Below are 21,605 nucleotides of genomic sequence, written 5' to 3' on the forward strand. Positions count from 1 at the left end.
AGCGCACCATGACCGACCCGAACCCCCCGGCGAAACGCAAGCGGCGGAACGCCGACTCCTGGCTCGGACTGAACGACGGGGAGACGATCCTCGACGAGAACCGCGAGGAGTCCAAGCGGAAGCGGATCAAGCTGGAGCGGGACCACGCGAAGAAGCTCCGGGAGGAGGCCGCCGCCCTGTCCAAGCTCTGGGAGGACGAGATCAGCAAGCGGCCGCCGGCCACCCCGGGCACCCGGGGGGACCGGAAGTTCTACGCCCGCATGGTCAAGATGGGGCAGGGGGACTGCATCGCCCTGAGCACCCCGGGTGGTCGGCTGATCCTCGTCGACTGCGGCTCCTCGTCGAAGGAGATGGCGGAGACCAAGGAGAAGCTCTACACCAAGCGGGTCCGGGCCTGCCTGGAGGATCCGAAGTTCCTCGGCCCGAAGCAGACCACCGACGCCTTCGGCAAGCCCGTGAAGACCCCGAAGGCCCAGTTCGTCGACGTCCTGGTCTTCACCCACTCCGACGAGGACCACTACAACCAGCTCGCCACGGTGCTCGCCGACAAGCCCAACAGGGTCGAGGTCGGCCGGGTCTACCACAGCGGGGAGTTCGCCTACTACGGTACCGCCAGCCGCTGGGTGCGGTCCCACGTCAGGAACGAGACCCTGATCCGCAAGGTGGTCCACAACGCGGTCGACCCCACCAAGCCCCTGAAGGACGGCGAGGAGGCCGGGGAGATCACCCTGGAGGGGATCGCCGTCAAGGCGGGGAAGACCGCCACCGACATCGACTGCCTCGACGCCCAGGGCGGCATCCGGATCGTCGCCGAGACCGACCCGGCCTGCACGGTGACCATCCTGGCCGCCGGGGTCACCAACGACTACGTGAAGGACAAGGACGCGGCCCAGGGCAAGAACCGGGGCAGCGTGGTGCTCCTGGTGGAGGTCTTCGGCAAGAAGCTGCTGCTCTGCGGGGACTCCACCCGCAGCACCGAGCACCACCTGATGACCCGGGGGAAGTACGCCGCCCGGAACCGGGCCCGGCTCACGGGCGTCGACATCGTCCACATCGCCCACCACGGCAGCGACTGCACCTCCTCCTCCCTGGAGTTCGTGAACCTGCTGGACCCGAAGGAACGGGCCCTGATCAGCGCCGGGAAGGAGGGGGTGTCCAGCCACCACCTGCCCTCCAAGACCGTGGTCGACCGTTACGTGAAACGGTTCGTCGACAGCGGCCGGGAGAAGACCCCGCCCCACTCCGGGTGGGCCTGGGACTCCGAGAACTACGAGCCCCCGAAGTCCCTCCAGTTCCCCTTCAAGGCGCCGGTCTACATCACCGGGTCCCACGGTGACCTCGACATCACCTGGGAGCAGGCGTGACCCCCGAGGCCCTGGAGACCCTGCTGGCCGGGGTGCCCTCCGGTCGGCTCGACCTGCCGGTCGCCGCCCTGGACCCGGCGACCGCCGCCTACCTGGGTCGGTTCCTGCCCGCCGGCGGGCTGGCCCTGACCGGCTGTGTCCGTGCCGAGGCCGCCAACCCGGTCACCGTCACCGGTACCGGCTCCCCGGGCCCCTTCGACCGGGCCGAGGTGACCCTCCGGTTCACCCTGACCGGCGACGTGGTCAGCCGGGTCGAGGTGATCGTCCGGCCGGGCGCCGACTGGTCCCTGGCCGACAGCTTCCCGCCCCTGCGCGGGACCCTGCTGGACACCCTCCGCTTCGACGGGGCCGTCCTGCGCCTGGACACCGACCTGATCGCGGAGACCGGGGAACCGCCCGACCCGACCGCCACCCCGCTGACCTTCGAGGGCGACCTGCTGGTCCGGCCCGGGATGGAGCTGGTCGGGCTGCTCTTCCCCGGGCAGAGCCATCCCCTCTCCGGGGAGATCACCATGACCTCCCTCGCCCCGCCCGGAATCACCCCGGCCACCCTTCTGGTGCCGAGCGTGGCCCTGTACGGCCCGGCCGACGCCGGCCTCGACCTGGGCCTGTTCACCCTCACCAAGCTGCGGTACGGGCTGTTCGGCCTGCCCGAGCTGAACTACAACACCCTCGACCACCAGGTCCGGGGGGCGCTGGTCATCGCGGCGGGCATCCCGGTGTCGGCGGGCAGCATGACCGGGCTCACCGAGGACCACAAGATCACCATCGACGCCCGCCTCGCCTCCTGGAGCGAGGAGCTGGTCCTCACCGCCGACTTCAGCGGGTTGGGGCCGTTGACCCTGGCCGACATCGCCGGTCTGGTCGGGCTGGAGACCCTGCCGGTGCCCTTCGGCATCGACGCGGGGGCCGGGATCACCCTGGGGGCGGTCACCCTCGCGGTCGACCCCACCGCCGCCAACCCGGTCGACTACCTGACCATGACCCTGTACACCGAGGCGGACTGGGTGGTGATCCCCGGGCTGCTCACCCTCCAGCAGATCGACCTGACCGTGCGGGTGGTCTCCCCCGGCCCCTCCGCGCAGGTGTCGGTCCTGGTCAGCGGCCTGTTCGGGATCGGTGCGGACGGCACCCTGGAGCTGGTCGCCGACTCGGCCACCCGGCGGATCGGTGGAGGGCTGCGCGCCGACGACCCGCCCCTGCGCATCCGGGAGGTCTACCGGCACTTCACCGGTGCCGAGCCCGACCACGTCCCGGACCTGACGGTCACCCGGTTCCAGGCCGGGGCGGTGGTGCCCTCGGCCACCGTGCCCGTCTCCTTCGACGGGGAGATCGTCCTCGACGGCGTCTGGCGGATCACCGAGCAGGTCGCCGTCACCCAGGTCGGCTTCGACCTGCTGCACGACCCCACCGGCACCACCTTCCACGCCCGGGCGGGGCTGCTGCTCGGCGGGGTCGCGGTGATGGTCCGGGCCGGCTACGACCCGGCCCCCGAACGGCGCTGGGAGTTCGCCGGGGAGACCGGCCCCGGGCAGGAGATCCCCGTCGGGCGTCTCTTCGCCGACCTGGCCGACCGGTTCGGGGGACTGACCCTGCCGGCGCCGCTGGCCGAGTCCGTCGTGGACAACCTCGCCGCCGAGATCTCCACCGGCGCCGGGCGTCTCTTCCTCACCGGGCGGACCCGGTTCCCGGTCGACGGCACCGAGGTGGCCCTCACCCTGGCCGTGGACACCGCCCGCCGGTCCGTCGCCGGGACCCTGGACCTGGCCGTACCCGTGCAGGGGGGCACCTTCCACCCCACCCTGGAGCTGCACTTCGCCCAGGACCCGACCGCCCGCCGGCTCGCCGCCTCCTACCGGCACCTGCCCGCCGACCCGGTGCCCGACCTGAAAGCCCTGGTGGGGGCCCTCTCCCCCACCGCCGCCGCGCACGTGCCGAAGGGGATCCGGCTGGACCTGCGGCAGGCCCTGTTCGCCCTCTCCGGCAACGGCACCCGCACCGGGTACCTCTTCGGGGTGGAGGTCGCCGCCACCCTGGACCTGGGCCGGCTCCCGGTGGTCGGGGACCACCTGCGGGGCACCACGATGGGGGTGGACCCCCTGCGGCTGCTCGCCGCCACCACCGCCCTGCCGGCGGCGGAGGCCGCCGCCCTCGCCGCCCTGCTCCCGGCGGGCTTCGCCCTGCCCGCCGGGGACCTGGCCGCCGGGTTCACCGTGGACGCCACCCTGCTGCTCGGGCCCTTCACCCAGGCCCTGGCGGTACCGGTCGGCGGCCCGCCGGGGGTCACCCCGGCACCGGCCACGGGCGGTCCCGCGCCGGTGCGGACCGGCGACGACGCCACCTGGCTCACCGTGCAGCGGTCCATCGGGCCCCTGCACATCTCCCGGGTCGGCCTGGCCTGGCGGCAGTCCCCCGGCCAGGAGGCCCGGATCGCCCTGCTGCTGGACGCCTCGGTCACCGTCGCCGGGCTGACCCTCTCGCTGAGCGGCCTCGCCATCGGGGTCTCCGCCACCAACCCCCTCTCGATGCCCACCTTCGACCTGGCCGGAATCGGGCTGGCCTACGACAGCGGCCCGCTGCGCATCGACGGGGCCCTGCGCAAGGACATGATCGAGTACGAGGGAGCCCGCTACCCGGCCTACAGCGGAGGGCTGAGCGTCCGGACCCCGACCTTCTCCGTCGGGGCCATGGGCGCCTACGTCCAGCTCCCCGCCGGGCCGTCCCTGTTCGCCTACGCCTACCTCAACGGCCTGCACGCCGGTCCGCCCGCCCTGTCGCTGCGGGGGCTGGCCGGCGGGTTCGGGTACAACCGGCGGTTCGTCGCCCCCGCCATCGACCAGGTGGCCACCTTCCCCCTGGTGGCCGACGCGATCACCGGGCCGCCCCCGGGCACCACCCTCGCCGACGAACTGCGGATCCTCGCGGACTACCTGCCCCCCTCGGTCGGGGACTACTTCCTCGCCCTGGGGCTGCGGGTCAACTCCTTCGAGATGGTGGACGCCTTCCTGCTGGTCGCCGCCGCCTTCGGGCACCGGTTCGAGCTGGACGTGCTGGGGATGGCCACGGTGGTGCTGCCCGCCCCGGACGCGGGGGCGGGACCGGTCAGCCCGGTCGCCCAGATCCAGCTCGCCATCCGCGCCACCCTGGTCCCCGACGACGGGTACCTGGCGGTGGAGGCCCAGCTCACCCGGGCCTCGTACCTGCTCGCCCCGGACTGCCACCTGACCGGCGGGTTCGCCTTCGCCACCTGGTTCACCGGGGACCATGCCGGGGACTTCGCCCTCACCGCCGGCGGCTACCACCCCCAGTTCCCGGTGCCCGCCCACTACCCCACCGTGCCCCGGCTCGGCTTCGCCTGGCAGGTCACGAAGCAGTTCAGCATCTCCGGGGCCGGGTACTTCGCGCTGACCCCCACCACCCTGATGGCCGGGGGCCGGGTCACCGCCCTGTGGCAGGACGACTCCCTGCGGGCCGGGTTCGACGCCTCGATGGACTTCCTGATCTCCTGGCAGCCGTACCACTACGAGGCGTCCCTGCACGTCAGCATCGGGGTGTCGTACACCTTCAGCCTCTTCGGCACCCACACCCTCAGCGTGCAGGTCGGCACCGACGTCCAGTTGTGGGGCCCGGACTTCGGCGGAACCGCCGCCATCGACCTGGGCATCGTCACCGTGCACATCGCCTTCGGCTCGACCGGCGGGGCGAGACCGGCGCCGGTGAGCTGGGACCGGTTCCGGGAAGCCCTGCTGCCGCCCCGGGACCGGGTCCTCGGCCTGTCGGTACGGGCCGACACCCACCGTGCCGCCCCCGACGCCGCCGCCGAGGATCTGGGGATCGTCGACCCGGCCACCCTGGTCGTGTCGACCACCAGCGCCATCCCGGCCAGCGGCGCGGTCCGGGGCACCCGGGAGCGGGAGGTGGCCCTGCCCACCGGCGGAGGGCGGACCGCGTTCGGGGTCGGCCCGGCCGACCTGGCCCCCGGCGCCGTCACCGCCGTGCACCGGATCGTGGTCACCCACGAAGGGCTCCCGGTCGAGGACCGGTTCGACTACACCCCGGTCCGTCAGGGGCTGCCGTTCGCCCTGTGGGGTGGCCGGCTCGCCCCCCAGGTCACCGACCCGGCCCTGATGGAGGACCTGGTCACCGGGTACGAGCTGCGGCCCCGGCCGCCCGCTCCGGCCCGGGCGGTCCGGGTGGACCGCTCCGCCCTGACGGCCGACACCCCCGTGTACACGCGGGAGGTGATCACCCTGGCGCCGCCGCCCCGGCGGCCGGTCGTCGCGGACGGGCCGGCGGCGCGGGCGAGCACGATCCGCACGGCGATGGCCGACCCGGAAGTCGCCGCCACCCGCAGCGCGGTCGCCGCCGCCCTGCTCCCCTCGGCGGTGCTCGACCCCGCCGGCTTCGACACCACCCAGTTCCACGCGATCCCCCAGGTGGCAGCCCATGTCTGAGTCCCCGGTGACCTTCCGCCGCGAGCACCGCCCGGTGCTGACCGCCGGCGACTACCAGGTCACCCTCACCCACCGGGTCAGTCTGGACCCGGTGGACTTCACCACCACCCGCCGGTTCACCGTCGCCGGGGACCGGTTCGGCCTGGCCCCCGCCCTCATCCGGTCGGTGTTCCCGCCGGAGGGCAGCGTCGGGGACCACGCCACCGTGCTGCCGCACATCGTGCTGGAGCGGGCCACCCTGCCCTGGGAACGCAGCCCGGGGGGAGCCGGGCCGCAGACCCCACCCTGGCTGGCCCTGCTGCTCTTCACCGAGCAGGAGGCGCCGCCCGTCTCGACGGTGCCCCTCGGGCAGGTGGGGGCGGGTCCCTGGCTGCCGCCGGCCGCCGCCGCTGCCGAGTCCCACGAGTCGGCGCAGGAGCCGGTCACCGTCATCGACGTCCCGGCCGCCCTGCTGGCCGACCTGCTGCCCGGGTACGCCGACCTGCCCCTGCTGGCCCACGTCCGCGCCGACGGGGACGACCCGGCCGACGCGGCGGTGGTGGTCGGCACCCGGCTGCCGCCGGCCGGGATGACCAGCGTGGTGCACCTGGTCTCCCTGGAGCACCGGTTCACCCCGGCCACCGACGGGTCCTGGGTGCTGGACCGGGGGCCCGCCCCGGTCGGGGACACCGTCCGGCTGGTCAGCCTCACGAGCTGGCGGTTCGCCTCGGTGAGCGCCGACCACACCTTCGCCACCCTGGTCCGGGACCTCGCCGAGGAGAGGGCCGCCCTCCGGTTGCCCCCCGCCGGGCAGCCCGCCGCCGACCGGTACCTCGCGGAGGGGTTCGTGCCCGCCCGGCACCGGCTGCGGCAGGGCGGCAGCAGCATCGGCTGGTACCGGGGGCCCCTGGTGCCCGGCCCCACCGACGGGGGGTGGGTGGCCCCGGTCCGCACCGGGGACGCGCTGCTGCGCTTCGACCCGGAGCTGGGCATGTTCGACCTGGGCTACGCAGCCGCCTGGCAGCTCGGCCGGCTGCTCGCCCTGGGCAGCGGGGACACCGCCACCGCCCTGTACGGGTGGCGTCGCCGCCGGGACCAGCAGGCCGCCCGGACCCAGCGCGCCGCCTGCAACGCCGACGCCGGGTACCCCCTGGCCGTGGCCCCGATCGACGACACCCTCCCGCCCGGGGTGCGGGACTGGTTGACCGGGCTGACCCGGCTCGACGGGGTGCCCTTCGGCTACCTGGTACCGGACGAGGGGTTGCTGCCAGCCGAGTCGATCCGGTTCCTCGGCGTGGACCAGACCTGGGTCCGGCACCTCGTCGACGGCGCCGTCAGCGTGGGCCGGCTGGGCCCCGCCGACGAGGCCCGCGACGCCGCCGCACCCCTGCCGGTGGAGTTCCCCACCCTCACCGGGGCCCTGATCCGCTCCCAGGTGGTGTCGGGCTACCCGGGGCTGCTCGTCGACGGGTACGCCGACCGGGCCGGCACCGGGCACCTGACCCCCTGGGTGACCCGCCGGCTGAGCCCGGAGGTGCTGCTCTTCCTCTTCGAGGGGGAACTGGCCCGGCTGGACCTGCACCAGCCCCCGGAGGCCCAGCACCTGGCGGTGGAGCCGCACTCCCCCGGCAACTACGGCAGGACCCTGCGGGCCCCGGGAGGCTCGGAACGGGTACCCGATCCGGTCGGGCCCCTGCCCCTGGGCCCCCGGGGGACGATCTCCCCGACCGGGCTGGCCGCCGCGATCGCCGGGTCCCTCGGAGTGCCAACGGCCGAGGTGGAGTCGGGGGACCTGGCCCTCCAGCTCACCGAGACCGCCGAACGGGTCACCTTCCTACGCCCCTGACCGTGGACAGCCTTGGCCGGGTGTGATCTTCGGTGCGCCCCGTGGTCCGTTTCCGTGCGCAGGATCGGCACGTCGTCGACAGTTCCGGCAGGATGGTGCGATGGCAGACGCGGATCGACGCGCCCTCGGTCGGCTGTTCAACGAGGTGCCGGAGCTGTACGACCGGGTGAGGCCGGGATACCCCGACACGTTGTTCGCGGACCTCTTCAACGTCACCGGCATGGGCGTGGGGCCACGGGTCCTCGAGGTGGGCTGCGGTACCGGCCAGGCGACGCGTTCGCTGGCGGCGCTCGGGTGTTCGGTGACCGCCGTCGAGCCGGGCGCGGGCATGGCCGCGCTCGCGCGGCAACGGCTCGCCGCCTTCGACGACGTCACCGTCGAGACGTCGACGTTCGAGGAGTGGGACGACCGCGGCGCACGCTTCGATGTCCTGGTGGCTGCGTCCGCGTGGCACTGGGTCGACCCGTCGACCGGCTGGCCGCGAGCGCACGGCGTGCTCCGTCCGGGAGGCTGGATGGCGTTGCTCGGCCACGTCGTTGTCCGCCGGCCCGGAGAGCCGGAGGTGTACGCCGAAACCGCCGATCTGCACGAGCTGTTCTCCCCCGGCAACCCCGACTGGGGTCATCCTCCCCCCGAGGACGACGTGCGCGGCACCGATGACGGTTGGGGACTGGTCGAGGACCCCGGCGGCTTGTTCGGCCCCACGATCGTGCGGTGGTACCCGACCGTCCAGTGGTTCGACGGGGACGGCTTCGCCGATCTCCTCCGCTCGCTGTCGCCGTACCGCCGGCTCGATCACGACGTCCGTGAGCCCCTGCTCGACGCCGTCGCCGGGCGCATCCGCACCCGGATGGGCGACCGGGCAGCACGCCGTTACCTGAGCGTCCTGCGGGTCGGACAGCGCGCCGAGCGGGCTCCAGGAATGACGGCGACGTGGTAGAAGTCTTGACCGGCCGTAGCGGCACCCTTCGAGGCACCCTCCCTGCCGATATCGCCACCCGCTGAACCGGGCCTCAGCCGGGCACGCTCCGGAGCGGATGTCCGTTGGACGACTGATGCCTCCGACCCTGGTTGGTGGTTTACCGATAGGCCGGGGGGCGTTCGGTGGGCATCGCCTGGACCACGTCGAGGCCAGAGCTGTTCAGCAACCTGTCGACGGCGGCCTGGTCAGCGCCTATCCCTGCCCAGTGAGTGTCGACATCACTGGTGAAACACCAACGGCGATCGGCCGGCCAGACGAAGGCGGGGACCGGAGCGGATTCGCCGTCGAACGGCCCGCAGCGGCCGTCGATGTAGTCCGCGAGCCGGCCGGTGAACAGGACGTACCGGCGGTGTGGAACGGTTACCAGCGGTCCATGCCGTTCGGTCGCCGACAGGGCGCTTCCGGCGACACCTTCCCAGACGCAGAAGAAGCACTGGTCAGGCGTCGTGGTGAATTCCGCGAGGACGTGCAGCGCACGTCGCGCCTGCGGTGTCGACAACTCGCGTCCGACCGGAACATCGGCGTCGGTCTCGCGCTGATCTGGTGAGGTCGGATCAGGGATGTACCGCAGGCGGGCGTACGCCTCATAGTCAGCGGGCCCGAATGTGATCAACTGGTCCGCCGGAGTTCGCGAACTCGCGAGCCAGGCCGCCGCAGCCGTGTCCGCCGTATACCTCAGCACCATGTCTCGTGCGGTCCCCGTCGTCGTCGACGCGTTCGTGCTACCGCCGCTCTCACATTCCCCGGAGGGGGTACCGTCCACGCACGCCTACCCACGATAGGTGATGCGTTCGCCCTGAACCTGGATACGGCGTTGGTGAGATCGACACGCCGGGACCGACCCAGGCGACTGGCGATTCTCATCGGGGGTGCGAGCGCCAGGGATGTCGGTCAGCCCACCGCACCGGGGATGTCAGGTCGGGTCGGGTGCGTAGAACCTGGTGGTGGCCTCGACTGCGGCCGCGACGTGCTCCGGGTCGCCACCTGCGGCCAGGTGAGCCTCGCCCCAGGCCGCGGCGCTGCGCCGGATGAACTCGCGCCCCTCGGGCGACCTGTGGATCCCCTCGTGGTCGATGGTCTCGCCGTCGGCCAACAGCCGGGCCAGGGCGAGGAGAGCCAGGTCCCAGCCAACGCCGCCGGCGCCGGGGCCGTAGGTCGGGAAGAGGGGCTCCCCGACGACCGCTGCGTGGATCAACTCGAATTCGGTGTCGCCGGTCGGGCCCGGGGCCAGGCGCACTTCCACCTCACTCGTGCCGGGCCACGCGTCGGCGTCCGGCCCGTAGAGCCAGGACACCTTGAGCAGACGCGGTGGCTCGCACCGGAGGATCTCGCCGTGCTCACCACCGTCCAGCTCGAACTTCCCGCCGAGCCGCAGTTCCCCGGTGACCGCTCTCAACCAGCGACGCAGCCGCTCGGGGTTGGTGACGGCGTCCCAGACGTCGTCGATCTGCGCCGCGTATCGACGCCGCACCTCGATGGTGTACGCGTCGCCGGCGGGCACGCTGCCCGCGCCCATTACCCGGCGAGCTGCTGCCAGCTCGTCCAATACGTCCTTCATGTCATGCTCCCTTCGCTGATGGATCGGTGTCGCCGGCACCGCACCCGGATCCAGTCGACCGGCTGGGCTCCCTACCAGCCGAAGTGCGAGCTGCGCGCCTGCCCCGGGCCAACTCGGTACCCAGCGCGTCGACGCGCTGTTCCCAGAACCGGCGAAACCGGTCCAACCACGCGTCGACCTCGCGCAGCGCCACAGGCTCGACGGCGTAGAACCGGCGAGCGCCCTCAGCCCGCACCGACGCGAACCCGCCGTCACGCAACACGCGCAGATGCTGCGAGACAGCCGGCTGGGAGATGGCGAACTCAGCCCGGATCACGTCCGTGATCACGCCAGAGGTCAGCTCACCCTCGGCGAGCAGCTCCAGAATGCGCCGGCGCACCGGGTCGCCGAGGATGTCGAACGCGTGCACAGCGCCGATCATGCCAGCCTGAGCTTATATGTACCCCGAAGCCAGTTTTCCGACGAAGCCGACAACGCGACCGTCATCGGGGTTGGCCAGTCCGCCGAGCCGCCCCGCATCGATACCCGCCTACGCCGCCGGCGTCGCCGGGCCGGCAGGCTGATCTTGTTCTACGATGGCGCGAGGCATCTGCGCCGTCGGCACGTTGACGCCGAGGTCGGCACCGATCCTGAGCGGTCAGCTGGTCGCCGCCGGGTGGGGCGTGCGGTTCGAGGGAGTGTCGCGACGATGAGCAGCGCTGAACGACTGCCTCTGAGCAGCGCCGACGTGTTCGCTGGCGACGGCGAGATCGGCAGTGACCTCACGAAGGTGGACTGGGCGTCGACTCCGCTGGGGGAGCCCACCGGCTGGCCGCAGAGCCTGCGCACAGCGGTGAACATCCTGCTGTCGTCCCGTTTCCCGATGTGGATGGCGTGGGGTCCGGAGCTGACGTTCTTCTGCAACGCCGCGTACCGGCGCGACACCCTCGGCCGCAAGTACCCGTGGGCGCTGGGCCGACCGGCGGGTGAGGTGTGGGCGGAGATCTGGCCGGACATCGGCCCCCGGATCGACCGGGTGCTCGGCACCGGGGTGGCGACCTGGGATGCGGGGTTGCTGCTCTTCCTGGAGCGGTCCGGTTACCGGGAGGAGAGCTACCACACCTTCTCCTACAGCCCGCTGCGCGACGACGACAACGCGCTCGTCGGCATGTTGTGCGTGGTCAGCGAGGACACCGAGCGGGTCGTCGGGGAACGGCGGATGACCACGCTGCGTGACCTCGGATCCGATCCCAGTGTGGTGCGTACCGAGGACGAGACGTTGGCCTTCGCCGCCCGGCAGCTCGGCCGCAACGGCCTCGACCTGCCCTTCACGGCGATCTACCTCCTGGCGGGTGACGGCAGCGCCCATTTGGCCGCGGCCGCGGGCATACCCGCGGGTCATCCCGCAGCCCCCGGCACGATTCCGGCCGACGAGCCGACCCCGGTGTGGCCGGTGGCGGCGCTGGCGCGGGGTGAGTCGGTCCTCGTCCCCCTCGACGGCGCTGCGTTCGTGGGGCTGCCGACCGGTGCCTGGTCCCAACCGCCCACCCAGGCTCTCCTGGTGCCGCTGCTGCAACAGGGCGGCGCCCCGTACGGCTTCATGGTCGCCGGCCTGAACCGGTACCGGCCGCTCGACGGCGGGTACCGGGGCTTCGTCGAACTGGCGGCGGGACACGTGGCGGCCGGGATCGCGAGCGCCCGCAGCTACCAGGCGCAGCAGCAGCGGGCCGAGGAGCTCGCCGAGCTCGACCGCGCCAAGACGGCCTTCTTCTCCAACATCAGCCACGAGTTCCGCACCCCCCTGACACTGATCATGGGTCCGCTGGCGGAGCTGCGGGCCCGCCTCGGCGACACCGACGAGGGGGTACGCGAGGAGTTGCAGGTCATGCACCGCAACGGGCTGCGACTCGGCAAGCTGGTCAACACGCTGCTGGACTTCTCCCGGATCGAGGCCGGGCGGATGCAGGCCCGCTACGAGCCGGTGGACCTCGCCGCGGTCACCGCAGACCTGGCCAGCGTCTTCCGCTCCGCCGTCGAACGCGCGGGTCTCACCTTCGAGGTGGACTGCCCGGCGCTGGCCGAGCCGGTGTACGTCGACCGGGGCATGTGGGAGAAGATCATCCTGAACCTGCTCAGCAACGCTCTGAAGTTCACCTTCGACGGCACGATCCGGGTGCGGCTGCGGGGCGAGGAGGGCCGGGCCGTGGTGACCGTCGCGGACACGGGGATCGGGGTGCCCGCCGAGGAGATGCCGCGGCTGTTCGAACGGTTCCACCGTATCGAGAACGTCCGCTCCCGATCGAACGAGGGCAGCGGCATCGGCCTGGCGCTGGTGAAGGAACTCGTCGGGTTGCAGGGCGGCGACCTCACCGCCGACAGCACCCTCGGGGCGGGCACGACCTTCACCATCGCGCTGCCCTTCGGCAGCGCCCACCTGCCGCCGGGCGCCGTCGCCCGCACCCAGGACCACGACGTCCTCGCCACCGCCGAACCCTTCGTCGAAGAGGTGCTGCGGTGGCTGCCACCGGAGTCTCCGACGGGTGCGGAGCCCTCCCTACCCCACGACGAGGACGTCGCCCGGAGCCTGCCGGCACCGACGGCCGCAGGGTCCACCAGCCCGGCGCACATTCTGGTCGCCGACGACAACGCCGACATGCGGGAGTACCTCACCCGACTGCTGCGCGCGGCCGGTCACCGGGTCGAGGCGGTCGACGACGGCCAGGCCGCCCTGCAGGCGGCCCGCGTCACCCAGCCCGACCTGGTCGTCAGTGACGTGATGATGCCCCGCCTGGACGGTCTGCAACTGGTGGCAGCCCTGCGTGCCGATCCCCGGACGGCGGGGACGCCGGTCCTGCTGTTGTCGGCGCGGGCCGGGCAGGAGGACTCCATCGAGGGGCTGGAGGCGGGAGCCGACGACTACCTGGTCAAGCCGTTCGCCGCCGCCGAGCTGCTGGCCCGGGTGCGGACGAACGTGAAGTTGGCCCGGCTGCGCAACCACCACGCCCGGTGGCGCACCGCGCTGGTCGACTCGCTCCAGGAGGCCTTCTTCGTCTGCGACGAGGACGGCACCGTCGTCGAGATCAACCCCACCTTCACCGACATCCTCGGCTACGGCCCCGAGGGGCTCCCCTACGCCCCCGTCCACCCGTGGTGGCCGAGCCGGGAAAGCGAGCCGGAGGCACACCAGCAGGTCGCCGACGCTCTCACCCTGCTCGTCGGTCACGCCAGCGGCACGTACACCATTCCGGTGACGCACCGGGACGGGCACCGGCTGTGGGTCGCCGCCGCCTTCAACCAGGTGCAGGACCCGGACACCGGCCGGCGGGTCATCGTCGGCACCTTCCGCGACGTCACGGCGGAGCACTACGCGGTGCAACGGGAGAGCGCGCTGGCCGCCCTGAGCATCCGGCTGTCCCGGGCGGACAATCTCACCGATGCCCTGCACGGGGTCCTGGAGGAGCTGCAGGGGCTGTGGCGGGCCACCCGGGTCCTCGCGGTCGTCTTCGACGGCTCCCACACGCCGACGGTGGCCACGACCGACCCGCACCAGCGGTGGGACACGCTCACCGAGCAGCGCCGGCGGATCCTCACCGACCTGCGGGACCGGCCCCTGCTCACGACGGTCGCGGACCAGACCACCGGGGTCGGGATCGCCGTCGAGCACCCCCACGGCACGATGGCGCTCTGGATCGACCTCGGTGAGCGGCGCCCGGTGACCGAGCAGGACGAGACCCTGCTGGCCCTGCTGGCGGGTCACCTCGGTCAGGGGCTGCACCGGGTGCAGCAGATCGACCAGCAACGGGAGACCGCCCTGGAGTTGCAGCGGGCCATCCTCGGTCCCGCGCAGCTGCCCCGTGACTTCGCCGTGCGGTACGCGCCGGCCACCCGGCCGCTGAAGGTCGGCGGTGACTGGTACGACACCATCGAGCTCGTCGACGGGCAGCTCGGTATCGTCGTCGGGGACTGCGTCGGTCACGGGCTGCAGGCCGCCACCGTCATGGGGCAGTTGCGCAGCGCCTGTCGCGCCCTGCTGTTGCAGGACTCCAGCCCGTCCCGGACGCTCACCGCGCTCGACCGGTTCGCCGCCCAGGTGCCCGGGGCCCTCTGCGCGACGGTCTTCTGCGGCGTCCTCGACCCGGCCACCGGGGAGCTGCGCTATGCCAGCGCCGGGCATCCTCCCGCCATCGTCACCGCTCCCGACGGCAGCACCCGGCTGCTCGACCAGGGCCACTCCCGCCCCCTCGGGGTGCGGGGCAGAGACGAGCGGCCGGAGATCGAGGAGCTTCTCCCGGCGCGGGCGATCCTGATGCTCTACACCGACGGGCTCGTCGAGCGCCGCCGCCAACCGCTGACCGCCGGCATCGAGCAGGTCGTGACGGTGCTCCAGAACGGACGCGACCAGCCCATCGAGACCCTCGCCACCGAGGTCATGCACCGATTGACCCCGTCCGGGGGTTACGACGACGACGTGGCGGTCCTGCTCTACCGCCACCCCGGCCCGCTGGAGCTCGACTTCGCCGCCGAGAGTGCCGGTCTCGCACCGGTGCGCACCGCCCTGCGGGGCTGGCTGAACCGCTGCGGGCTCGATTCCACCAACGCCTACAACGTCCTGGTGGCCGCCGGGGAGGCCTGCGCCAACGCCATCGAGCACGGCCACCGCGACAGCCCCGGTGGGCGGATCCGTTTGCGGGCCACCGCGACCGCCGACGGTCTGCGCCTCAGCGTCACCGACAGCGGGCGCTGGAAGGCACCACAGCCGGGTGAGGACACCCATCGGGGACGCGGCCTGGTCCTGATGCGTGCCCTGATGGACTCCATCACCGTCACCTCCGGCGCCACCGGCACCACCATCGACATGCAGGCGAGGATCCCATGACCACCGCTCTGACCCTCACCACCGGCCAGCGGCCCGACGGCACCCCCGTCCTGACCGCGACCGGCGAGGTCGACATGAGTAACGCCGCCGACTTCGGGGCCGCCCTCACCCGCGCCGTGGAGGCCGCCCCCGGCCGGCTGACGGTCGACCTGACCGCCCTGGAGTACCTCGACAGCGCCGGACTCGCCGTCCTGTTCCCCCACGTCGACCGGATCCACCTCGTCGCCAGCCCACTGCTGGCCCCCGTCCTGACCATCGCCGGCCTCGCCGACCTGATGACCGTCACCGAGGTGTGACCGGTGTAGTCCCAGAGCTGGCGGCCCACAGCCTCACATCACGGCACGCCTCTGCGGCGACGAGGACGCTGCCGTGGATCCACGCACTCCAGTTGTGCACGTCGCCGTCGAGGCCGAGCCAGTGCCAGTCGCGGCGCTCGGCGAACGGAGTCAGCACGCGCCGGTCGACCTCGTGCCGGATGCGCGGGCGCACGCCCGGGGTGTGCTGGTCGAGTGGCCCGCCGAGCAGGTGGTCGATCCAGGCGAGCTGGGCGGCGACCTCGCCCGCGCCGAGGTCGAGGAACGGGTCGGTCACGGTCGGCAGTACGGCCCCGTGGCGGGTGCGGGTGTCGTCGTGGGCGGGCCAGCACCAGGAACTCTGCTCGCAGAGCGACACGACGCCGTCGACCACCTCGTCGAGCCAGTCCGGGTCGAGCGTGGCGGCGGCGAGGACGCTGGCCCGGGTGAGCCGTCGCTGCCGGGCGAAGACCAGCTGTTCGTAGGTGTCGCGGTCGCCGTCGCGGAAGTATCTGGCGTAGTGCCGGGCCGGCAGCGCAGGCCAGGGCCGGCCCAGGTCATGCTCGGCGTGGGCGCGCAGATGTCTCAGCGTGGGCGCGTCCAGCCGCGACCCGGCCCAGGCGGCTCGCTCCTGCGCCGGGGGTACGGGCATCGACCTCTCGGGGGGCTCGAGTACCCGTTCGAGCAGGGCGGGTCCGACACCCGGCCAGGCGGCGGCGAGCGGACCGGTGAAGCGGTCGGTGGCGGGCATGGTTCCCCGGTGAACGGCAACACGGACGTGACCCGTCGCGACCGTACCAGGATCGAGCGTTATCGATAACAGGTTCGGCTACAGCAATCGGCTCCATACGAAAGTTCCGCCCCCGAACCCGGCCGGCGTCATCGTCGATTGCCGACGGAGAACACCATGTCGGAGCGGCGGTGGGCGCCCGTTCGTGATCGGACATGCCCACCTGAGCACGGTGATGGCATTGACATGTGTCGTTGTGAACGCTTTACTTCGGAAACCCAGTTGTGCCCTGTCCGACACACAACTGGCGACGTCTTCCGTTCGCCCACTCCCCCTGCGGTGGGCCGAGGCGACAGGACCGCCGATGATGTCCGGCACGCCGAGGGCCGTGGTCCCCACCCGGACGGTCCCAACCGCCACCGGGGCCTGGAGCCGCCGCGACTGGCTGGCCCTCGCCGACCGGCTGCTCGCCGCCGCCCGGGCGCACGCCTCACCGGGGCACGCCCTGATCACCTTTCCCGGCCCACCGGGCGGGTACGGGCGGGCCGTCGACGGGCTGGAGGGGTTCGCCCGGACGTTCCTGCTGGCCGGCTTCCGGATCGCCGGTGCGCAGGGGGCGGGTGTCGACGAACTGCTCGACCGGTACGCGGCCGGGGTCACCGCCGGCACCGACCCGCACTCGGCGGAGCGGTGGGTCCGACTGGACGAGCACCCCCAGGCGAAGGTGGAGGCCGCCTCGCTGGCCCTGATCCTGGACCTGACCCGGCCGTGGCTCTGGGACCGGCTGCCCGCCGCCACGCAGGAGCGCGTGGTGCGGTACCTCGCCCCGGCGGTCGGCGACGACACGTACCCGAGGATCAACTGGGTCTGGTTCCGCCTGCTCGTGCAGACCTTCCTGCGGTCGGTGGGCGGGCCGTACTCGCGCGACGAGATGGTCGAGGATCTCGCCACCCACGACAGCCTGGTACGCCCCGACGGCTGGATGTCCGACGGCCCCGAGCGCGCCTACGACCACTACGTCGGATGGGCGCTGCACCTGTACCCGACGCTGTGGGCGAGGATGGCCGGCGCCGGTGACCTGGCGGCCGGTCGCCGGGACACGGATCGGGCGAACCTCGACCGCTTCCTGCGCGACGCGGTCACCCTCGTCGGCGCTGACGGATCACCGCTGATCCAGGGCCGGAGCCTGATCTACCGGTTCGCCGCCGCCGCCCCGTTCTGGGTCGGCGCCCTCGCCGGGGTGCCCTCGGTCAGCCTCGGGCAGCTACGCCGGGCCGCCACGCGGACCGTACGGCACTTCGTCACCCACGGCGCTCCCGACGCGGACGGCCTGCTCAGCGTCGGCTGGCACCGGCCGTGGCCGCGTCTCGCCCAGGACTACTCCGGGCCCGGATCGCCCTACTGGGCCTGCAAGGGACTGCTCGGCATCGCGCTGCCCGACGATCATCCGGTGTGGCGGGCGCCGGAGCAGCCACTGCCGGTCGAGGAGCGCGACACCGTGCGGGCCGTCCGCGCCCCGGGCTGGCTGATCTCGGCCACCCGGTCCGACGGCATCGTGCGGGTGGTCAACCACGGCACCGACCACGCGGTCGAGGGCGCCAGCGTCGGCGACTCACCCCTCTACGCCCGGCTCGGCTACTCGACCGCGACCAGCCCGGTGCTCGACGAGGGTGGCTGGGTGAGCCCACTGGACCAGTCGGTCACCCTGGTCGACGACGCCGGTCGGGTCACCCACCGCGCCGGCATGCGCCTGGTGGCCCTGCGGGTCGGTGGGGACGGCGTCGGCGTGGCCGGATCGCGTACCCTCGCCCACTGGCTCGACCCGGACCCCGACCAGCGCGACCACGGCAGCGGGCGTGCCGGCCGGTCGTGGCCGGCCGGTCACCTCACCGTCCTCTCGCTGGTCCGGGGTCCCTGGGAGCTACGCCTGGCCCGCGTCGAGGACCTCGCCGAGGGAGTCGACCCGGCCGGGCTGCGGCTGGTCGTCGGCGGCTGGGCGGTGCCGGACGGGGTGGCCTCCACCGCCTGCGGCGGCGTGCTCCGCGTGACCGGAGCGGGCCTGACCAGCCGGATCGAGAGCGTCCTCGGCACCGGTACCCCCGGCAGCACCCCGGTCGCCGCCGGTGGGCCGCTGGGCGGCGGCTCGGTGACGGTGCCGTGGCTCGCGTACCCGGCCCGGACCGGCACCTGGACCGGGTCGCTCGTCGAACTGTCCGGCGGTGCCGCGTCCGCGCAGCGGCAGGCGTGTCGGGCCGTGCTCGACACCGTGGGTGCGCACCTGACGGTGCAGTGGCCGGACGGACTGCGCACCACGACCCTCCTCGACACGGACCCGGCCACACCGACCGGTCAGCCGGCCCGGTGCCAGCGTGGGCCCACCCCCAGGGCCCCTGATCGCAAGGAGCAGGGATGAAACGCGCGATACCCGCCGTGGTCAGCGCCGCGATGGCGCTGACGCTCGTCCTCGCCGGTTGCGGGGGCGAGGACGAGCCGGTCGACCCCGACGCCCCGGTCACGATCACCCTGGCGGGGTGGAGCCTGGCCTCCACCCCGGAGTTCAAGACGCTCGCCGACGGTTTCACGGCGACCCACCCCAACGTGACGATCGACCTCAAGGAGTACGACGCCACGAACTACGACACCCAGATGATCGCCGACCTCGCCGCCGGCACCGCGCCGGACGTGTACGTGTTGAAGAACCTCAAGAACTTCGCCACGTACCAGAGCGGCGGCCAGCTCCTCGACGTGTCCGATGCCGGGTCCGCGCTCGGCTCGCTGCCCGCGCTGGCCCCCTACCAGGTCGACGGCAGGACCTACGCGGTCCCGTACCGGCAGGACTCCTGGGTGCTGTACTACAACAAGGAGCTGTTCGACACGGCGAAGGTGGCCCATCCGGACGGAAGCTGGACCTGGGACGACTACGCCGTCGCGGCGAAGCAGCTCACCGCCGGGCTGAAGGCCGCCGGCTCCACCGCGACCGGCGCCTACCAACACGTCTGGCAGTCGACCGCGCAGGGCTTCGCGCTCGCCCAGACCCCCGGCGCCGACCTGCTCTCCGGCGACTTCTCCTACCTGAAGCCGTACTACCAGCGGTCGCTCGACCTGCAGGCCGCCGGCGCGCAGCCGACCTTCGGCACCGCGAACACCAACAAGCTCACCTACCAGGCACAGTTCGGCAAGCAGCAGTCGGCGATGCTGCTCATGGGCACCTGGTACGTGGCCACCCTGCTGAACCAGCGCAGGACCGGCGACGCCGACACGTTCGAGTGGGGCATCGCTCCCGCGCCGCAGTACGACCGGTCCACCGCCGGCACCTCCGCCACCCCGGTCACCTTCGGTGACCCGACGGGCATGGGGATCAACCCGAAGATCAGCAAGTCGAAGGTCTCCGCCGCCCAGGCGTTCCTCGCGTACGTGGCCGGTGCGGAGGCCGGCACGGCGCTGGCGGGCATCGGCATCACTCCCGCCCGGGTCTCCGCCCCGATCACCGAGACGCTGTTCGCCCTCGACGGTGTGCCCGACGACGACCTGTCGAAGTTCGCGTACGGCACGCACGAGATCCGCCCGGAGAACCCGGTGTCGAGTCACACGGCCGCCGTGCAGAACGTGCTCAACGACCTGCACTCGGCGGTCATGTCCGACAGCAAGAGCCTCGACGAGGCCATCACGGAGGCGCAGGACCGCGCCAGGCACGAGGGCCACACCCGGTGACCCACCCGGCGGTCGGTCGCGGCCGGGTGTGGTTCCGGCCGACGCGGCGGCGCCCCGGGCGCAGCCGGCTGGTGTGGCGCAACACCCTCGCGGGCTGGTCGTTCATCCTGCCGAACTTCGTCGGTTTCGCCCTGCTCACGCTGGTGCCGGTGGTGGCGCTGGGCTATCTGGCCTTCACCGACTGGAACGTGTTCGGGGTGGCCGAGTGGACCGGCGGCGCGAACTTCCGGCGGATGTGGGGGGACCCGAGCTTCTGGACCGCGCTGCGGAACACCCTCTACTACACCGTCTTCCACATCCCGCTGACCATGGCCGCGGCCCTCGGCCTGGCGCTGCTGCTCAACCGCAGGCTCCGCGGGGTGGCGTTCTTCCGGACCGCCGCCTTCTTCCCGTACATCACGTCGATCGTGGCGATCGCCGTGGTCTGGAACCAGTTGTTCAGCCCGGAGTACGGGCCGGTGAACGCGTTCCTGCGGGCCGTCGGCGTCGACAGTCCGCCCGGCTGGACGACGTCGGCGGACTGGTCGATGCCGGCGGTCATCGTCGTCGGGACCTGGCGCGAGATGGGCTACTACATGCTGCTGTTCCTGGCCGGCCTGCAGACCGTCCCCGCCCAGCTGTACGAGGCCGCCACGATCGACGGTGCGAGCGCGTGGCAGCGGTTCCGGCACGTCACGGTCCCGGGGCTGCGGCCCACCACCTTCTTCGTGGTGGTGATGCTGACCATCGGCAGCTTCAAGGTGTTCGACCTCATCCTGGTGATGACCGAGGGCGGCCCCGGCCAGTCCACCCTGGTGCTGTCGCAGTACGTCTACCAGAAGGGCTTCGTCGAGAACCAGTTCGGTTACGCCTCGGCGGTCTCGACCGTGTTGTTCGCGATCTGCTTCGGGGTCACGGCCATCCAGTTCTGGGTCAACAACCGGCGGGAGCGCTCATGACCGCGACCCGTCGCACCGCGCTCCCCGCACCCGTCACCACCACCGGGCCGGCCGGCTCCGCACCCGGTCGCCGTGTCCCCTCCGGTCGGCGGGTCGCGGGATATCTCGTTCTCGTCCTCGTGGTGGCCGCGCTGCTGGTGCCGTTCTACTGGATGGTGATGTCGTCGCTGAAGACCAACAGCGAGGTCTTCACCATCCCGATCCAGTGGGTCCCGGAGACCCTGGTGTGGCGGAACTACGTCGACATCTGGCACCGGTCGGAGATGACGACGTGGCTGCGGAACACCCTGCTGTTGTCGGTCGGCGTCACCCTGCTCCAGGTCTTCACCGGCAGCTTCGCCGCCTACGGCTTCGCCCGGATCCGCTTCCCGGGCCGCAACCTGCTCTTCCTGGCCTACCTCGGGACCATCGCCGTCCCGTGGCAGTCGTACATGATCCCGCAGTTCATCCTCATGTCCGAGCTGCACCTGTCGAACACGTTGTGGGCGATCGTCGCACTCCAGGCGTTCGGCGCGTTCGGGGTGTTCCTGATGAAGCAGTTCTACGAGACGATCCCCGAGGAACTCAGCGAGTCGGCACGGGTGGACGGCCTCTCCGAGTTCGGCATCTACCGGCGGATCATGCTGCCGCTGTCCCGCCCGGCGCTGGCGAGCCTGACGCTGCTCACGTTCGTCACCACCTGGAACGACTATCTCGGCCCGCTGATCTACCTGCGCAGTCCCGACCTGCGCACCATCCAGTTGGGGCTGCGCACGTTCATCTCGCAGTACAACGCCGAGTACGCGCTGATCATGACGGGTTCGGTGCTGTCGGTGCTGCCCGTGGCGGTCATCTTCCTGCTCGGGCAGCGGCACTTCGTCGAGGGCATCGCCACCACCGGGCTGAAGGGCTGACC

14 protein-coding genes are annotated in these 21,605 nt (G+C 72.3%); 10 read left to right on the forward strand and 4 right to left on the reverse strand.

Translation table 11 applies throughout. The features are described from left to right. Positions 1–8 precede the first annotated feature (8 nt). From ACQUFX_RS11535 to ACQUFX_RS11550, 4 genes are all read left to right on the forward strand, one after another. Positions 9–1,364, forward strand: coding sequence for a ComEC/Rec2 family competence protein (locus tag ACQUFX_RS11535; RefSeq protein WP_428966004.1), 1,356 nt, complete (start codon positions 9–11; stop codon positions 1,362–1,364). Next, positions 1,361–5,818, forward strand: a complete 4,458-nt coding sequence (locus ACQUFX_RS11540) for a DUF6603 domain-containing protein (RefSeq protein WP_428966005.1) — start codon at positions 1,361–1,363, stop codon at positions 5,816–5,818. The genes ACQUFX_RS11535 and ACQUFX_RS11540 overlap by 4 nt, the downstream gene beginning before the upstream one ends. Next, entirely contained in the window at positions 5,811–7,643 is a 1,833-nt protein-coding gene (locus tag ACQUFX_RS11545) for a hypothetical protein (RefSeq protein ID WP_428966006.1), read from the forward strand. Before ACQUFX_RS11540 ends, ACQUFX_RS11545 begins: the two co-directional genes overlap by 8 nt. A 145-nt stretch (positions 7,644–7,788) precedes the next feature. Next, a complete protein-coding gene (locus ACQUFX_RS11550) occupies positions 7,789–8,583 on the forward strand; it encodes a class I SAM-dependent methyltransferase (RefSeq protein ID WP_428966007.1) in 795 nt (264 codons plus the stop codon). A 139-nt stretch (positions 8,584–8,722) separates the two neighbouring features. Here ACQUFX_RS11550 and ACQUFX_RS11555 read toward each other — a convergent pair whose 3' ends face one another. The 3 genes from ACQUFX_RS11555 to ACQUFX_RS11565 all read right to left on the reverse strand — a co-directional run bounded on the left by ACQUFX_RS11555 (position 8,723) and on the right by ACQUFX_RS11565 (position 10,592). Further along, on the reverse strand, positions 8,723–9,310 hold the full coding sequence (locus ACQUFX_RS11555) for a hypothetical protein (RefSeq protein WP_428966008.1): 588 nt from the start codon (positions 9,308–9,310) through the stop codon (positions 8,723–8,725). A gap of 228 nt (positions 9,311–9,538) precedes the next feature. Continuing rightward, the gene (locus ACQUFX_RS11560) at positions 9,539–10,183 is read right to left on the reverse strand and encodes an SRPBCC domain-containing protein (protein ID WP_428966009.1); all 645 of its coding nucleotides are present in this window, start codon (positions 10,181–10,183) and stop codon (positions 9,539–9,541) included. A gap of 1 nt (position 10,184) precedes the next feature. Beyond that, a complete protein-coding gene (locus ACQUFX_RS11565; protein WP_428966010.1) occupies positions 10,185–10,592 on the reverse strand; it encodes an ArsR/SmtB family transcription factor in 408 nt (135 codons plus the stop codon). A 279-nt stretch (positions 10,593–10,871) separates the two neighbouring features. Between ACQUFX_RS11565 and ACQUFX_RS11570 the strand changes: the two genes are divergently transcribed. Together ACQUFX_RS11570 and ACQUFX_RS11575 are read left to right on the forward strand one after the other, a co-directional pair. Next, positions 10,872–15,038: a SpoIIE family protein phosphatase gene (locus tag ACQUFX_RS11570; protein ID WP_428966011.1), complete on the forward strand. Its 4,167-nt coding sequence runs from the start codon at positions 10,872–10,874 to the stop codon at positions 15,036–15,038. Then, positions 15,035–15,334, forward strand: a complete 300-nt coding sequence (locus ACQUFX_RS11575) for an STAS domain-containing protein (RefSeq protein WP_428966012.1) — start codon at positions 15,035–15,037, stop codon at positions 15,332–15,334. Before ACQUFX_RS11570 ends, ACQUFX_RS11575 begins: the two co-directional genes overlap by 4 nt. Here ACQUFX_RS11575 and ACQUFX_RS11580 read toward each other — a convergent pair. Beyond that, positions 15,321–16,082, reverse strand: a complete 762-nt coding sequence (locus tag ACQUFX_RS11580) for a hypothetical protein (RefSeq protein ID WP_428966013.1) — start codon at positions 16,080–16,082, stop codon at positions 15,321–15,323. The two genes, ACQUFX_RS11575 and ACQUFX_RS11580, sit on opposite strands and share 14 nt — an antisense overlap. 343 nt (positions 16,083–16,425) lie before the next feature. On the opposite strand from ACQUFX_RS11580, the gene ACQUFX_RS11585 reads away from it, so the two are divergent. From ACQUFX_RS11585 to ACQUFX_RS11600, 4 genes are read left to right on the forward strand one after another with little or no spacing between them, the layout of a single operon-like run. Further along, complete coding sequence (locus ACQUFX_RS11585; RefSeq protein WP_428966014.1) at positions 16,426–18,474, forward strand: DUF2264 domain-containing protein; 2,049 nt, start codon at positions 16,426–16,428, stop codon at positions 18,472–18,474. Then, positions 18,471–19,772, forward strand: coding sequence for an ABC transporter substrate-binding protein (locus ACQUFX_RS11590; RefSeq protein WP_428966015.1), 1,302 nt, complete (start codon positions 18,471–18,473; stop codon positions 19,770–19,772). The genes ACQUFX_RS11585 and ACQUFX_RS11590 overlap by 4 nt, the downstream gene beginning before the upstream one ends. Then, positions 19,769–20,710, forward strand: a complete 942-nt coding sequence (locus ACQUFX_RS11595) for a carbohydrate ABC transporter permease (protein WP_428966016.1) — start codon at positions 19,769–19,771, stop codon at positions 20,708–20,710. Before ACQUFX_RS11590 ends, ACQUFX_RS11595 begins: the two co-directional genes overlap by 4 nt. After that, a complete protein-coding gene (locus ACQUFX_RS11600; protein ID WP_428966017.1) occupies positions 20,707–21,603 on the forward strand; it encodes a carbohydrate ABC transporter permease in 897 nt (298 codons plus the stop codon). The genes ACQUFX_RS11595 and ACQUFX_RS11600 overlap by 4 nt, the downstream gene beginning before the upstream one ends. Positions 21,604–21,605: the final 2 nt, after the last annotated feature.

The organism is Micromonospora fluostatini (assembly GCF_050410825.1).
Classification (GTDB): Bacteria; Actinomycetota; Actinomycetes; order Mycobacteriales; family Micromonosporaceae; genus Micromonospora; species Micromonospora rosaria.

Bases quoted from the DNA above. Each gene is read 5' to 3' on its own strand.
- ACQUFX_RS11535 (WP_428966004.1), top strand. From the start codon at position 9: ATGACCGACCCGAACCCCCCGGCGAAACGCAAGCGGCGGAACGCCGAC.
- ACQUFX_RS11545 (WP_428966006.1), top strand. From the start codon at position 5,811: ATGTCTGAGTCCCCGGTGACCTTCCGCCGCGAGCACCGCCCGGTGCTG.
- ACQUFX_RS11555 (WP_428966008.1), bottom strand. From the start codon at position 9,310: ATGGTGCTGAGGTATACGGCGGACACGGCTGCGGCGGCCTGGCTCGCG.
- ACQUFX_RS11600 (WP_428966017.1), top strand. From the start codon at position 20,707: ATGACCGCGACCCGTCGCACCGCGCTCCCCGCACCCGTCACCACCACC.
- ACQUFX_RS11575 (WP_428966012.1), top strand. From the start codon at position 15,035: ATGACCACCGCTCTGACCCTCACCACCGGCCAGCGGCCCGACGGCACC.
- ACQUFX_RS11580 (WP_428966013.1), bottom strand. From the start codon at position 16,082: ATGCCCGCCACCGACCGCTTCACCGGTCCGCTCGCCGCCGCCTGGCCG.
- ACQUFX_RS11585 (WP_428966014.1), top strand. From the start codon at position 16,426: ATGATGTCCGGCACGCCGAGGGCCGTGGTCCCCACCCGGACGGTCCCA.
- ACQUFX_RS11560 (WP_428966009.1), bottom strand. From the start codon at position 10,183: ATGAAGGACGTATTGGACGAGCTGGCAGCAGCTCGCCGGGTAATGGGC.
- ACQUFX_RS11590 (WP_428966015.1), top strand. From the start codon at position 18,471: ATGAAACGCGCGATACCCGCCGTGGTCAGCGCCGCGATGGCGCTGACG.
- ACQUFX_RS11570 (WP_428966011.1), top strand. From the start codon at position 10,872: ATGAGCAGCGCTGAACGACTGCCTCTGAGCAGCGCCGACGTGTTCGCT.